Source organism: Prevotella melaninogenica, assembly GCF_013267595.1.
In the GTDB taxonomy this organism is placed as follows: Bacteria; Bacteroidota; Bacteroidia; order Bacteroidales; family Bacteroidaceae; genus Prevotella; species Prevotella melaninogenica_D.
Genome location: NZ_CP054010.1, coordinates 848,046 through 860,926, shown reverse-complemented (window position 1 = coordinate 860,926; position 12,881 = coordinate 848,046). Strand labels below are relative to the sequence as shown.

At 42.7% G+C, this 12,881-nt stretch carries 11 protein-coding genes and 1 pseudogene; 5 read left to right on the top strand and 7 right to left on the bottom strand.

What is annotated here, in order from left to right; all coding sequences use genetic code 11:
* Window positions 1–5 precede the first annotated feature (5 nt).
* From recR to FIU21_RS03245, 6 genes and pseudogenes are all read right to left on the bottom strand, one after another.
* On the bottom strand, window positions 6–614 hold the full coding sequence (gene recR, locus FIU21_RS03265) for a recombination mediator RecR (RefSeq protein ID WP_004359214.1): 609 nt from the start codon (window positions 612–614) through the stop codon (window positions 6–8).
* 183 nt (window positions 615–797) lie between these two features.
* Window positions 798–1,277, bottom strand: a complete 480-nt coding sequence (locus tag FIU21_RS03260; RefSeq protein WP_004359215.1) for an outer membrane beta-barrel protein — start codon at window positions 1,275–1,277, stop codon at window positions 798–800.
* A 146-nt stretch (window positions 1,278–1,423) separates the two neighbouring features.
* Window positions 1,424–1,567: pseudogene (locus FIU21_RS13515) on the bottom strand (IS30 family transposase); the annotation flags it as partial.
* Window positions 1,568–1,692: 125 nt separating this feature from the next.
* Complete coding sequence (locus FIU21_RS03255; RefSeq protein ID WP_004359216.1) at window positions 1,693–1,950, bottom strand: hypothetical protein; 258 nt, start codon at window positions 1,948–1,950, stop codon at window positions 1,693–1,695.
* A gap of 55 nt (window positions 1,951–2,005) precedes the next feature.
* Window positions 2,006–2,275 (bottom strand): peptidase, encoded by a 270-nt coding sequence (locus FIU21_RS03250; protein ID WP_227950369.1) that lies wholly within the window; start codon window positions 2,273–2,275, stop codon window positions 2,006–2,008.
* A gap of 828 nt (window positions 2,276–3,103) precedes the next feature.
* Window positions 3,104–5,311, bottom strand: coding sequence for a sodium-translocating pyrophosphatase (locus FIU21_RS03245; RefSeq protein WP_004359218.1), 2,208 nt, complete (start codon window positions 5,309–5,311; stop codon window positions 3,104–3,106).
* A gap of 458 nt (window positions 5,312–5,769) precedes the next feature.
* On the opposite strand from FIU21_RS03245, the gene FIU21_RS03240 reads away from it, so the two are divergent.
* Window positions 5,770–6,147 (top strand): hypothetical protein, encoded by a 378-nt coding sequence (locus tag FIU21_RS03240; protein WP_036885808.1) that lies wholly within the window; start codon window positions 5,770–5,772, stop codon window positions 6,145–6,147.
* Between the two features lie 78 nt (window positions 6,148–6,225).
* On the opposite strand, the gene FIU21_RS03235 is transcribed toward FIU21_RS03240, so the two are convergent.
* Window positions 6,226–6,969 (bottom strand): nitroreductase family protein, encoded by a 744-nt coding sequence (locus FIU21_RS03235; protein ID WP_004359220.1) that lies wholly within the window; start codon window positions 6,967–6,969, stop codon window positions 6,226–6,228.
* Window positions 6,970–7,066: 97 nt separating this feature from the next.
* Here FIU21_RS03235 and FIU21_RS03230 point away from each other — a divergent pair, with 97 nt between their 5' ends.
* The 4 genes from FIU21_RS03230 (at window position 7,067) to FIU21_RS03215 (ending at window position 12,555) form a co-directional block, all read left to right on the top strand.
* Complete coding sequence (locus FIU21_RS03230) at window positions 7,067–9,667, top strand: adenosylcobalamin-dependent ribonucleoside-diphosphate reductase (protein ID WP_004359221.1); 2,601 nt, start codon at window positions 7,067–7,069, stop codon at window positions 9,665–9,667.
* Window positions 9,668–9,795: 128 nt separating this feature from the next.
* The gene (gene folB / locus FIU21_RS03225; RefSeq protein ID WP_036885882.1) at window positions 9,796–10,179 is read left to right on the top strand and encodes a dihydroneopterin aldolase; all 384 of its coding nucleotides are present in this window, start codon (window positions 9,796–9,798) and stop codon (window positions 10,177–10,179) included.
* A gap of 52 nt (window positions 10,180–10,231) precedes the next feature.
* Window positions 10,232–11,563: an N-acetylmuramoyl-L-alanine amidase gene (locus FIU21_RS03220; RefSeq protein WP_036885809.1), complete on the top strand. Its 1,332-nt coding sequence runs from the start codon at window positions 10,232–10,234 to the stop codon at window positions 11,561–11,563.
* A gap of 11 nt (window positions 11,564–11,574) precedes the next feature.
* Window positions 11,575–12,555: an MlaD family protein gene (locus FIU21_RS03215; RefSeq protein ID WP_004359224.1), complete on the top strand. Its 981-nt coding sequence runs from the start codon at window positions 11,575–11,577 to the stop codon at window positions 12,553–12,555.
* Window positions 12,556–12,881: the final 326 nt, after the last annotated feature.

Here is a 12,881-nt window from a genome sequence, read left to right as displayed (position 1 = left end):
TTGTTTTAAGATTCAAAAGGTGTGCGGTTCAGAATACTTCTGCCCAACGTCACCTCATCTGTATATTCAAGTTCGTCGCCAACAGAGATACCTCGTGCGATAACCGACAGTTTCACGCCTGTGTCTTTCAGCTTGCGTGAGATATAAAAGTTGGTCGTGTCGCCCTCCATCGTACTGGCAAGGGCAAGGATGACTTCCTTCACCGTACCCTCTTCCACGCGCTCTACGAGCGATTCAATCTCTAAGTCGTGCGGTCCGATGCCGTCCATCGGAGAGATGATACCACCCAAAACGTGGTATAATCCATGGAACTGCTGGGTATTCTCAATCGCCATGACGTCCTGAATGTTCTCTACCACACAGACCACCGAGGCATCTCGGCGTGGGTCAGAACAGATAGAACAAACCTCATTATCAGAGATATTATGGCAAACCTTGCAATACTTTACATCGTGTTTCACACGTATAACAGCATCCGCAAAGCTATCTACGTCCTCAGTCGACTGGCGTAGCAGATGCAAAACAAGGCGCAGAGCGGTCTTGCGCCCCACACCTGGCAACTGTGAGAAAGCCTCTACGGCACGTTCTAAGAGTTGAGAAGGGTATTGTTGCATTTAAAATTAATTCTCGTAGGCTGGAGATATCGAAGAGCAATTTGCTGTTGCAAACCTCTTTTCTTTGCTTAATAGTCGATAGAAACTGCCATTTGATTTGAGAGATATAGGGACACACCAACTGGTGCATCCCTATATTAAGACAGCCAGTCCTTAAAATAATATCTCTTGTCTTCCTCTTGATTAATCATCAAAGAGGTAGATACCGAGACCAACCTTCAAGCCAATATTTGAATAGTTATGTGTCTTGAATGATTGATCATAGTAAATAGCAGGCTCAATCGTCACTGAGCGGTTGATGAAGAAGGCATAACCCACCTCAACACCCGGCATCAGGTCGTTATAGTTATGGTTGGCATGGAGGAGTTTTACGCCCGCACCCAAGTAGAGTCCGTTCTGTGTGATATAATAACGTCCACCAACACCTACGCTGATATGGTCGGCAACAGCCTCAGAACCATTGTGTGCCGCATCGAATGTAGCAAGCACCATGAGGTTATCCCAAGGGAAGTAACCTGCCTTTGCTTGTACACCTAAGTTGAATCCGTCTTGACCATTATAGTGCAAGTCGAGTCCTGTCAGGGAAGCACCTAAGTAGCCCTTACCCTCTTGAAACTGTGCAGATGCACTGATGCTCACTACCATTGCTGCAACGAACAGCATAAATCTTTTTATCATAGCAATATTACGATATAAATAATAATTTAGGATTGACAAGTAATACCATAGGCTTTATGTCAATAATCTTAAGACAAAGGTAAGGATAATATTTGGAATGAGGAAAAAATTGACATTCTTTATAAAATAGAGGTGACCCCAAGACTTATTCCTATCATCTCATAGCAAGCGAATTCAGTACCATTGTCACTTGAAATAGACTTGACATGCTCTTTGAATGGAGATAGCAAATGTATTACAGTGTGTGCCAGCTCTTTGACATTTTTTCCTTTTAATATTCTATTATGCCATGTAACATGCAGGTTATCTTCTATCTATGATTTGTCTTTGAACAAATAAAGCAGCTATAGGCAAAGTCCCATACATTCTTCGTTAATTTCTTTTCTACTTCTACAATTCTTTATTTAATATTACGACTTTCTTCTATTAGTTTTTCTTTTGATGGTAATTTTTCTACGTTAAGGATAAAGGCTATTTTCTCATCATATATTAAAGTTAAATATCCTTTATGTTCCCATTCTTTTAATACAGGAAGTATTCTTTCCCTTTCTGTATATATAATTGGAGGAAAGCCATCCCATGTCCAGATAGGGCTATATGCAAATGGATCATGACAAATATAAGTTGCCAATACACGAACAATTTTTATTCTCTTCATATTATTTTAATGTTATTGTTCTACCTGTTTTCAAGTTCACCATTCTCATCAATCATTATTTGAAATTCAGGCTCTCTTCTATTAGTTTTTCTTTTGATGGTAATTTCTCTGGAATAAAAGAAAAAGCAATCTCGTTATCTTCTATTAATTTTATATATCCATTTTCCTGCCATTTCAACAAAATGGGTCTAATTCTTTCATAATTATTTCGAATATTTTTATTTAGCACATCTAATAAATTCCAATCAACAATTGGAGACATCAAATAAATATTATCGTGATAAATATAATTTATTATTATTAATAATAATCTACTACGTTTCATAACTCATGTGTTATTTGAAGGTTATGACTTCTCCTGTTTTTAGATTTGTCATTCTTGTTAATTTAATTTTAGATTGTGTTATAAATTGCGTCTGCTTTCTTACCGCTTCGTATTTTAAGCGATTCAGTCGAATGTGTTGAAGGGTCTATAGTTTCTTAGTCCATGTATTATTTATTGGTTCTTTTATCAAGCTATTTGCTTACTCATAAGTGTATTAAAAGCAAAAGTTCCACCCTGGTACGCATTTAAAAGAGGCGTGGTGGAAACTGTCACGACAAAGATAGTTCTTTTATTTTAATCTTGCAAATTTTTAAAGTAAATCTTTGAAAATCATTGAGAAAGGTAAATTGAAGTATGAATAGAAAAGCTATTGTTCTCTGGTTTATAAGTATTTGTAAACTATTTTCACTCATCTCAAAACCAATACATGCTTTTTAGGGGTCTAAAAGATGCTCTTTCGGCTTGCAAAAGGTGCCCTTTTGAGGTCTTATTAACGCCCTTTTGAAGTCCAATTAAGCACCTTTTACGTTACTACTTTATAACTAATTGATTTCCTTATGGTTACAAACTTGCTTTTTATATGTGTTTTTGCCGTTATTTATTAATGTTTTCTTTGAACTTATGTAATGATTTTTCAACTTATTGTCTATAGATTTTCGAAGTCTTAAAATGAACCTTATTAATAACTTTAGCCGTAGGGGCTGATGCCTTACAGCCTGCACACAGCGGATTACCCTCATGAAAAGAAATGTTTTCTGTTGGGAAGATAAACATTTCTTTCCATGAAAGTAAAGCCTTATTCTCACGAAAACTACTCCGAGAGTGTTGTTATAAGCAAGCAACAGTGAGGCCTGCCATGACGATGCTGACCATGCTCATGAGTTTGATAAGGATGTTGAGCGATGGACCAGAAGTGTCTTTGAATGGGTCGCCAACGGTGTCACCGACGATGGTTGCCTTGTGAGCGTCAGAGCCTTTACCACCGAAGTTGCCCTCCTCGACATACTTCTTCGCATTGTCCCACGCACCACCAGCATTCGACATAAAGACGGCAAGGGTGAAGCCGGCTGCCAAACCGCCTACTAACAAGCCCAATACACCTGCCACTCCGAGTAAAAGACCGACGACAACGGGGATGATGATGGCTAAAAGCGATGGAATAATCATCTCGTGTTGTGCACTCTGTGTACTGATTTCTACGCATCGTCCATAGTCTGGTGTGCCTGTTCCTTCTAATATTCCCTTAATCTCACGGAACTGGCGACGCACCTCTTCCACCATCTTTCCAGCTGCTCTACCAACGGCACCCATTGTCAGTCCGCAGAAAAGGAAGGCTGCCATAGCACCGATAAACGCACCGACAAGAACCTTTGGATTCATCAGGTTCACTTGGAAGAAGTTCATGAAGTCTGGGATAGTAGCCTTTGTGGCATCAATGGTTTCACCTGCAACGTTGGTCATTTGTGTACCGACACGAGCCATGGCAATCTTGATTTCTTCGATATAAGAAGCCAACAGTGCCAATGCTGTCAGTGCAGCCGAACCAATAGCAAAGCCTTTACCCGTAGCAGCAGTCGTATTACCCAAGGCATCAAGGGCATCAGTACGCTGGCGCACCTCCGCTCCTAACTCGCTCATCTCAGCGTTTCCGCCAGCATTGTCGGCAATCGGTCCGTAGGCATCTGTTGCCAAGGTGATACCTAAGGTTGAGAGCATACCGACCGCAGCGATACCGATACCATAGAGTCCGTGCTGAATAGAGAGTGCTGACATTGACATGTCAAAGCCGTTGGCACAGAGATAACTCAGCATGATAGCCACTGAAATGGAAAGGACAGGGACGCAAGTAGAAATCATACCCGTACCAATACCTTTTATAATAACTGTTGCCGAGCCTGTATGACTTGCCTCCGAAATCGCCTTTGTAGGCATGTAACTCTGGGAAGTATAGTACTCCGTTGCCTGTCCGATGAGAACACCGGCTGCCAAACCAGCAATGACAGAGAAGCTAACACCGAGCCAATTCTCCAGTCCTAAGAGGTAGAGAATGAGGAAACTAACAGCAGCAATGAGTACGGCAGCCGTGTTCGTGCCTAATCCTAAGGCGTGGAGAAGGTCTTTCATCGTGGCTCCCTCCTTCGTTCTTACGAGGAAAATACCGAACAAACTAAGGAAAACACCGACGGCAGCGATGAGCATTGGTGCGATGACAGCCTTCAGTTGCATATCACCTGATGAGGCTGCAAAGGCGGTTGCACCCAAGGCAGCCGTAGAAAGAATCGAACCACAATAGCTCTCGTAGAGGTCGGCACCCATACCAGCCACGTCACCCACGTTGTCGCCCACGTTGTCGGCAATCGTTGCAGGGTTGCGTGGGTCGTCTTCAGGGATGTTAGCTTCCACCTTACCCACGAGGTCGGCGCCCACGTCAGCCGCCTTTGTATAGATACCACCACCTACACGAGCAAACAAAGCCTGTGTCGATGCACCCATACCGAAGGTCAACATCGTTGTTGTGATGGTGATAAGCATTTCGCTCGTTGTCATCTTATCAGAATAGAACCAAGTAAGGACAATGAACCAAATGGCTATGTCTAACAAGCCTAATCCAACGACAACGAGTCCCATGACAGCTCCCGAACGGAAGGCAATTTTGAGTCCATTGTTGAGTCCATTGCGTGCTGCATTGGCTGTTCTCGCACTGGCATAGGTAGCCGTTTTCATACCGAAGAAACCCGCAAGACCAGAGAAGAAACCACCAGTCAGGAAGGCAAAGGGTACCCATTCATTCTGCGCATTGAAGCCATAAGCCATGATGGCGAAGACGATCGCAAGAACAACAAAAACAATCAATACGACTTTGTATTGCTGTTTCAGATACGCCATAGCACCACGGCGCACGTATTCAGCAATCTCAACCATGCGGGGAGTACCTTCCTCCGCTTTCATCATAGACTTAAAGAAATACCATGCCATGCCCAAGGCGCATACTGATGCAATAGGAATGAGCCAAAAAACTTGTGGGATGTGTTCCATAATTTAAAATGTTTAGGTTGTGTAATAGATAGATTATAATATGGCGCAAATATATAAAAAAAAATTGAGAGGGGAAGGAAATAGAGGAAAAAAGAAAGCCTCACCCCCAACCCCTCTCCGAATGGAGAGGGGAGTAGTATGCGTGATACCCCTTGTGGTTCGCAGATGTTTCCGTCCATTATTACTTAAATACTTAAGCAAACTGTTCCTATATTCCCACTCTTTCTCTCTCTGAGAGGGGGCTGGGGGGTGAGTTTTATTATCTTCTGCAATACTGTTAACACCTCGCACATAGCGTGCTAACGTTCCGCACATGATGTGCGGGGCGTTAGCACCATCACAAAATACATGAAAAAGAGGGACATAATAGATATAATAAGTAGAAAGTTTACAAAATATTTGTAAGAAAAGGGTGTTATTATTATCTTTGCGAATATGTTGTACTAAAACTATTAATTATGAAGAAAAACTTATTTTTACTAATCCTATTATTTTGTGTGCCAATCTTGCTAATGGCACAGGAGAAAAAGTATTACTGCGAAGCAAGATGCTATTTTAGAGGTCTAAGTTATATGGTCTATCTGGATTTTGGTGATTTAAAAGAAACACCTTCCATTTTTGAATCATACAATAAGATACGCCCAGTAGATGAGCAAGGGAAGTATATAATTTACACATCAGCTGGAAATTTTCTTAATTGGATGGCTGATAAAGGCTGGAACTTGGATTTTAAGGTCTTTGAACCTGGTGAAGTAGAATATACTGTTTATACGTTCTCCAAGATAACATCAAGGAGTAAAATAAAAGAGGGGATTATATTAAAGGGAGATAAGTGATATTAAGTAAAAACGGAGATTTATATAAATCTCCGTTTTTAGTTTTGCTGTGTTGGCTGTTGGTTGTTGATGGTTTGTTTACTCCTTTATAAATCCTTGATTTTTAAGTGAATTTATTAATACTTTAGAAAGGGCTTCATTCGCCTCTTTTGTATATCTGAGGTCGGTGAAGACCTGTGCGAGGGTTTCTTTGTTGTTGATTTCCACAAAGTGTTTGTTTTCCTCTAATTGCTCCTTTGGCGTATAGAAAGCATCGATACGGTCGGGGGTATAGTCTTCGTAAGTCTCGTGGTGGATGATACTGTCGATAGGAAGGCGGTCGGTGAGGGGTGGATTCTCAGCAGGCCAACCGAGTGTGATAGTGGCAACTGGCATCACTAAGCGAGGCAGTTGTAGGACTTCAATGATAGCTTTGGGGTTGTAAATGGTCGTACCTAAGAAACAAGTACCTAAGCCCTCTTCCTCAGCAAGATTGCAGAAAGTCTGACAATAGAGCAGCGCATCGGTGGCAGCATTGAGGAAAGAAAGGAAGTTGTCGTAACCCGGAGTAGCCTTACGGTTCTCCGCCCAGAGCGTAGTACGACGGAAGTCTGCGCAGAAGGTGAGGACCACAGGTGCCCCCATGACCATCGGTTGGTTGAAATGAGCAGGTGCCAATTGCGCCTTCTTTTCCTCGTTGCGAGTGATGACAACCGAGTAAAGCTGCAGGTTTCCCATTGTTGGCGTACGTTCAGCCTTCTCTAATAGAGTTTTCAACAAATCCTCCGATACATCCTTGTTGGTGTATTTTCTTATCGTCTTTCTTGTATGAATAGTTTTCATTTTAGATAATTTTGATGCTACAAAGTTAAGTAAATGTTTTCTATTTTGGAAAACAATTAGTAACTTCGCAGACGAAAAAAATTCTAAAACGACAATAATGGAAACCAAACAAACTTACTCATTTGATGAAGCTTTTCAAGCATCTTTAGCTTATTTCGGTGGAGACGAACTTGCTGCTCGTGTGTGGGTCAACAAGTATGCGATGAAGGATAGCTTCGGAAATATCTATGAGAAGTCGCCAGAACAGATGCATTGGCGCATTGCTAACGAGATAGCTCGTATTGAAAACAAATATAAGAACCCTTTGACGGCACAGGAGGTTTTCGACCTCTTGGACCATTTCAGATATATTATTCCTGCTGGTAGTCCGATGACGGGTATTGGTAATAACTATCAGGTGGCATCTCTTTCCAACTGTTTCGTAATCGGTTTGGACGGTAATGCCGATTCTTATGGTGCCATTATGCGTATTGACGAAGAGCAGGTGCAGCTGATGAAGCGTCGTGGTGGAGTAGGACATGACTTGACTCATATCCGTCCGAAAGGCTCACCAGTTAACAACTCAGCCCTGACTTCAACGGGTCTTGTTCCTTTCATGGAGCGTTATTCAAACAGTACTCGTGAGGTAGCGCAGGACGGTCGTCGTGGTGCCTTGATGCTTTCAGTAAGTATTAAACATCCAGATTCAGAGGCGTTTATCGATGCCAAGATGGAAGAAGGTAAGGTGACTGGTGCTAATGTGTCGGTGAAGATTACCGATGAGTTCATGCAGGCAGTCGTTGAGGATAAGACCTACGTACAGCAGTTCCCTACCAATAGCAGCGAACCAAGCGTAACGAAGGAGATTTCTGCTAAGGCATTATGGGAAAAGATAGTACATAACGCATGGAAGAGTGCCGAGCCGGGAGTGCTGTTCTGGGACACAATTATCCGAGAGAGTATTCCTGATTGTTATGCAGACCTTGGTTTCCAGACCGTTTCAACGAACCCATGTGGTGAGATTCCACTCTGTCCATACGATAGTTGTCGACTCCTTTCATTGAATCTCTATTCATACGTTATCGATCCATTCACAGATCATGCACGCTTCGATATGGAATTGTTTAAGCGTCATGCACAGCTCGCACAGCGATTGATGGACGACATCATCGACCTTGAGATGGAGAAAATCGACCTCATCATGTCGAAGATAAAGACCGATCCTCAGGTGGATGAGGTGAAGAGTGCGGAGTATCATCTTTGGGAGAAGATCAAGAAAAAGAGCTGTCAGGGTCGTCGTACAGGTGTGGGAATCACCGCTGAGGGCGATATGATAGCAGCTATGGGCTTGCGTTATGGAACACAGGAAGCAACCGACTTCTCTGTTGATATTCATCGCACATTGGCTCTGAATGCTTATCGTTCATCGGTGACAATGGCACAGGAGCGTGGTGCGTTTGAGATATATGATGCTAAGCGAGAGGAGAAGAATCCGTTTATCCTTCGTTTGAAGGAGGCTGACGGACAGCTCTATGAGGATATGAAGAAGTATGGTCGTAGAAATATTGCCTGTCTGACGATTGCTCCTACGGGTACAACCTCGCTTATGACACAGACGACATCGGGTATTGAACCTGTCTTTATGCCTGTATATAAGCGTCGTCGTAAGGTGAATCCAAACGATACGGATGTACATGTAGACTTCGTTGATGAGGTGGGCGACTCTTTTGAGGAGTACATTGTTTACCACCGTAAGTTCCTGACATGGATGGAGGTGAACGGAATTGATACGAAGAAGAAGTATAGTCAGGAAGAGATTGACGAACTTGTGAAGCGCTCTCCTTATTATAAAGCTACCGCAAACGATGTCGATTGGTTGATGAAGGTGCGTATGCAGGGTGAGATTCAGAAGTGGGTTGACCACTCAATCTCAGTGACTGTGAACCTTCCAAATCAGGTTGATGAGGAGTTAGTGAATAAACTCTATGTTGAGGCATGGCGTAGTGGTTGCAAGGGTTGTACTATCTATCGTGACGGAAGTCGCTCAGGTGTGATGATTTCGGTATCGAAGAAGGACAAGACAAAGGACGAAAAGCCTGTCGATGAGGAGAAGGTAAAAGACCTTAACTCAGCTGAGGAACATCATGAGCATATCTGTAATCATCCAAATGTAATTGAAGTTCGTCCAAAAGAATTGGAGTGTGACGTCGTACGCTTCCAAAACAATAAAGAGAAATGGGTGGCTTTCGTTGGTTTGTTAGAGGGTTATCCTTACGAAATCTTTACTGGTTTGCAGGACGATGAGGAGGGTATTGCCCTTCCAAAGAGCGTAACCAAGGGTAAGATTATCAAGCAAACAGCCGAAGACGGCAGTCATCGTTACGACTTCCAGTTTGAGAATAAGCGTGGTTATAAGACTACTGTTGAAGGCTTGTCAGAGAAGTTCAACCCAGAGTATTGGAACTATGCAAAGCTGATTTCAGGTGTATTGCGTTATCGTATGCCAATCGACCACGTCATCAAGCTCGTTGGTTCGCTGCAGTTGAAGAACGAAAGCATCAATACTTGGAAGAATGGTGTTGAACGCGCATTGAAGAAGTATGTTGTTGATGGTACGAGTGCGTCAGGCTTGAAATGTCCAGTCTGTGGCCAAGAGACCCTTGTTTATCAAGAAGGTTGTCTGATTTGTACCAACTGTGGTGCCTCACGTTGTGGCTAAGCAGTTAACAGTAAAGTTCAATTAGGTCCTAATTCGGTCATTAGAAATACCTATTGTAGACTAATGACTGACTTGGATTAAGACAGAGGGCATGCAGCTCGTTTTGCCCTCACTTCTCTTAAAGAATGATGAAATTAATGACAAGTTATATACTTCTGCAAGGTCTTCACTTCCATGCTCGTATCGGAGTAGGGGAGCAGGAGCGAGTGGTCGGTAATGAGTATGTTCTCGACCTGCGGTTAGGTTATCCGTTTGCAAAGGCAATGAAGAGCGATGATGTTGCTGACACGCTGAACTATGCAGAAGTATTTAACGTCATAAGAGAGGTAATGAAACAACCCGCTCGCCTGTTAGAATCCGTCGCTGGGTCCATTGTCGAGGCATTGTGTGCGGCTTTCCCAATGCTAAGTAGTATCGACTTAAAACTCGTGAAACTTAATCCTCCAATGGGTGCTGACAGTGATGGGGCAGGCGTGGAATTACACTTAATAAATGATAAAACCGAGGATTAGAGCCTTGGTTTCCCAACGAAAAGCCGTATCTTTGCCTTTTAAATAGTTAAGTATGTTTAAGAAAATATCGCTTCTCCTTGTTTTCTTGGTCTTGTCGGTAGGCCTATCATGGGCTGCAGACGGACGGTTCACACTTGTTATTGACCCTGGTCATGGTGGTCATGACGCTGGTGCGATAGGTGCAATATCAAAGGAGAAGGACATCAACTTGAATATAGCTTTGGCTTTTGGTCGTTATGTTGAGAGAAATCTGCCAGATGTCAATGTGATTTATACCCGTAAGACCGACGTGTTTATCCCTTTGCATCAACGTGCAGACATCGCCAATAAGGCTAAGGCAGACCTTTTTATATCCGTACATACGAACTCTGTGGCGTCAGGTCGTTATGTAAAAGGATTCCAGGTGTACACCTTAGGTATGCACCGTGCGAAGGCTAACCTCGATGTGGCTATGCGAGAGAATAGCGTTATCTCAATGGAGAGAGGCTATCAGCAGACCTATCAGGGTTTTGACCCAAACTCCTCAGAGAGTTATATCATGTTTGAATTCATGCAGAATGCGAACATGGAGCGGAGTGTTGAGTTAGCTCGAATGATACAGAACTCTGTTTGTTCGTCTGCAGGACGTATTGATAAGGGTGTTCATCAGGCTGGTTTCCTCGTGTTGCGAGAGAGTTATATGCCAAGTTGTTTGATAGAGTTAGGCTTCATTACGGCAGCTGATGAGGAGGAATATCTGAACTCTCCAGAGGGTATAGATGCCATGGCAAAGGGTATTTACAATGCTTTTGTACAATACAAGAATGCCTATGACACACGAATCGTGGTGCCTTACCGTCCTGTTGAGAACAAGCGAATTGTGATAGATCGCGTTGTCCCAACTGCCCCAACAACTAAACCGCGTCCTGTTGCGCCAATAGAGCGTTCCCGTTCTGTGGCTCCAGTGCAGCGTTCTCGTTCTACAGTACCCGTAGAGCAACCACGTTCTTCCACCCCAGCACCCCCAGCTCGCCCTATGAATAAGGTACAAGAGGCGAAGAAGAGAATCTCAGATGCCATTCGAGAGTTGCTCCCTTGCAATGACACAGAAAGTAAAACATCAAAGGCTGTACCCGTTTTTAAGATACAAGTATTGGCTTCTAACCGTCAGTTAAGATCAGGTAGTGAGCTCTTTCATGGTCGTACAGACATTGATTGTGTTCAAGAAGGCAATTTTTATAAGTATTTTATAGGCTCCAGTACGAATTATAACGACATTTCACGATTGCGTGGAAAGCTCTTGAAAGACTTCCCACAGGCTTTTATTATTGCCTACAAAAACGGTGTACGTATGGATGTTAACCAAGCAATAGCAGAGTTTCTCAAGAATAAAAAGAATAAGTAAACAAAACGGATATGCAGAAATTTTTCACACCACAAGTAAGGATTGCCATCGTTGCTATACTTGCTATCGTTGTGTTATTCTTTGGAATACAGTTCCTAAGAGGTATTTCCCTCTTCTCGAATGACGCACATTACAAGATTAAGTTCAACGATATCACGGGCTTGTCTACATCAACTCCTGTCTATGCTCGCGGTTTCAAGGTGGGTATCGTTAGGAATATTGATTACGACTATGATAAGTTAGGCGAGTCTATCACAGTCGATGTCGATGTTGAAAAGACATTGAGAATCCCAGAGGGTACTACCGCTGAGATTGTTAGTGACATCATGGGTAACGTGAAGGTCGTACTACAGTTTGGCAAAAGCACGAAGTTCTTGGAGCCTAACGGATGGATTGACGGTGGTATTAATGATGGTACTTTAGGCGACTTGAAGAGTATGGTGCCTTCTATCCAGAAGATGTTGCCAAAGTTGGATAGCATCCTTGGAAGCGTAAATACACTCCTTGCCGACCCAGCTCTTCAGAGTTCGGTACACAATGTAGACAAGATTACAGCCAATCTTACTACTTCTACCCGTGAGCTTAACACCTTGCTCGCACAGGTTAATGGTTCTTTGCCTGTTATGACGGCAAAGGCTGGTAGGGTGATGGACAATGCCAACGGCATGATGGTGAACGCAAACAAAGGTATTACAGAAGCTCGTGGGGCTATCCGTGGCGCAAATACGATGATGAGCAACCTTAATAATAAGGTGAACGGACTCGATGTTGAGGCTACGATGGCTAAGGTGAACGCTACTTTAGACAATATGAACTCGCTCACAGCTAAGCTGAATAGCAACGAGGGTACAATGGGCTTGATGCTTAACGACGCCTCTTTGTACAAGAATCTTAATAGCACGATGCGCTCTGCAGATAGTCTTTTGACGAATCTCAAGGCACATCCAAAGCGTTATGTTCACTTCTCTATCTTTGGTAGAAAAGATAAGTAATTTAAATATGGTCTAAATAATATCATCAATGTTTCACACGCAGAGAAAGCTTCTTGAAGCTGTTTGAATATCAGCTTCTTTGCGCTTTCCCTGCGTTTGTTTCACTCTCAGCGTTATAAAGGGCATAGGCATATTAAAACTATTTGTTTTTCAAATACTTACAATTACACAACTACGCAAAATGAGTGGTTCGTAAGAAAGATAACGCAACATCCACAGATATAACGTTTTACAAACTTCTACGTTTTAAAGATGTAATATTGCAGATAGTTCTCTTTATAAATAAATTGCTATCTTTGCACTATCAAAATTAATTAGAGATAGTC

Coding starts and splice junctions, on each gene's coding strand:
- recR (WP_004359214.1), bottom strand. CDS start 614: ATGCAACAATACCCTTCTCAACTCTTAGAACGTGCCGTAGAGGCTTTC.
- FIU21_RS03260 (WP_004359215.1), bottom strand. CDS start 1,277: ATGCTGTTCGTTGCAGCAATGGTAGTGAGCATCAGTGCATCTGCACAG.
- FIU21_RS03255 (WP_004359216.1), bottom strand. CDS start 1,950: ATGAAGAGAATAAAAATTGTTCGTGTATTGGCAACTTATATTTGTCAT.
- FIU21_RS03250 (WP_227950369.1), bottom strand. CDS start 2,275: ATGAAACGTAGTAGATTATTATTAATAATAATAAATTATATTTATCAC.
- FIU21_RS03245 (WP_004359218.1), bottom strand. CDS start 5,311: ATGGAACACATCCCACAAGTTTTTTGGCTCATTCCTATTGCATCAGTA.
- FIU21_RS03240 (WP_036885808.1), top strand. CDS start 5,770: ATGAAGAAAAACTTATTTTTACTAATCCTATTATTTTGTGTGCCAATC.
- FIU21_RS03235 (WP_004359220.1), bottom strand. CDS start 6,969: ATGAAAACTATTCATACAAGAAAGACGATAAGAAAATACACCAACAAG.
- FIU21_RS03230 (WP_004359221.1), top strand. CDS start 7,067: ATGGAAACCAAACAAACTTACTCATTTGATGAAGCTTTTCAAGCATCT.
- folB (WP_036885882.1), top strand. CDS start 9,796: ATGAAATTAATGACAAGTTATATACTTCTGCAAGGTCTTCACTTCCAT.
- FIU21_RS03220 (WP_036885809.1), top strand. CDS start 10,232: ATGTTTAAGAAAATATCGCTTCTCCTTGTTTTCTTGGTCTTGTCGGTA.
- FIU21_RS03215 (WP_004359224.1), top strand. CDS start 11,575: ATGCAGAAATTTTTCACACCACAAGTAAGGATTGCCATCGTTGCTATA.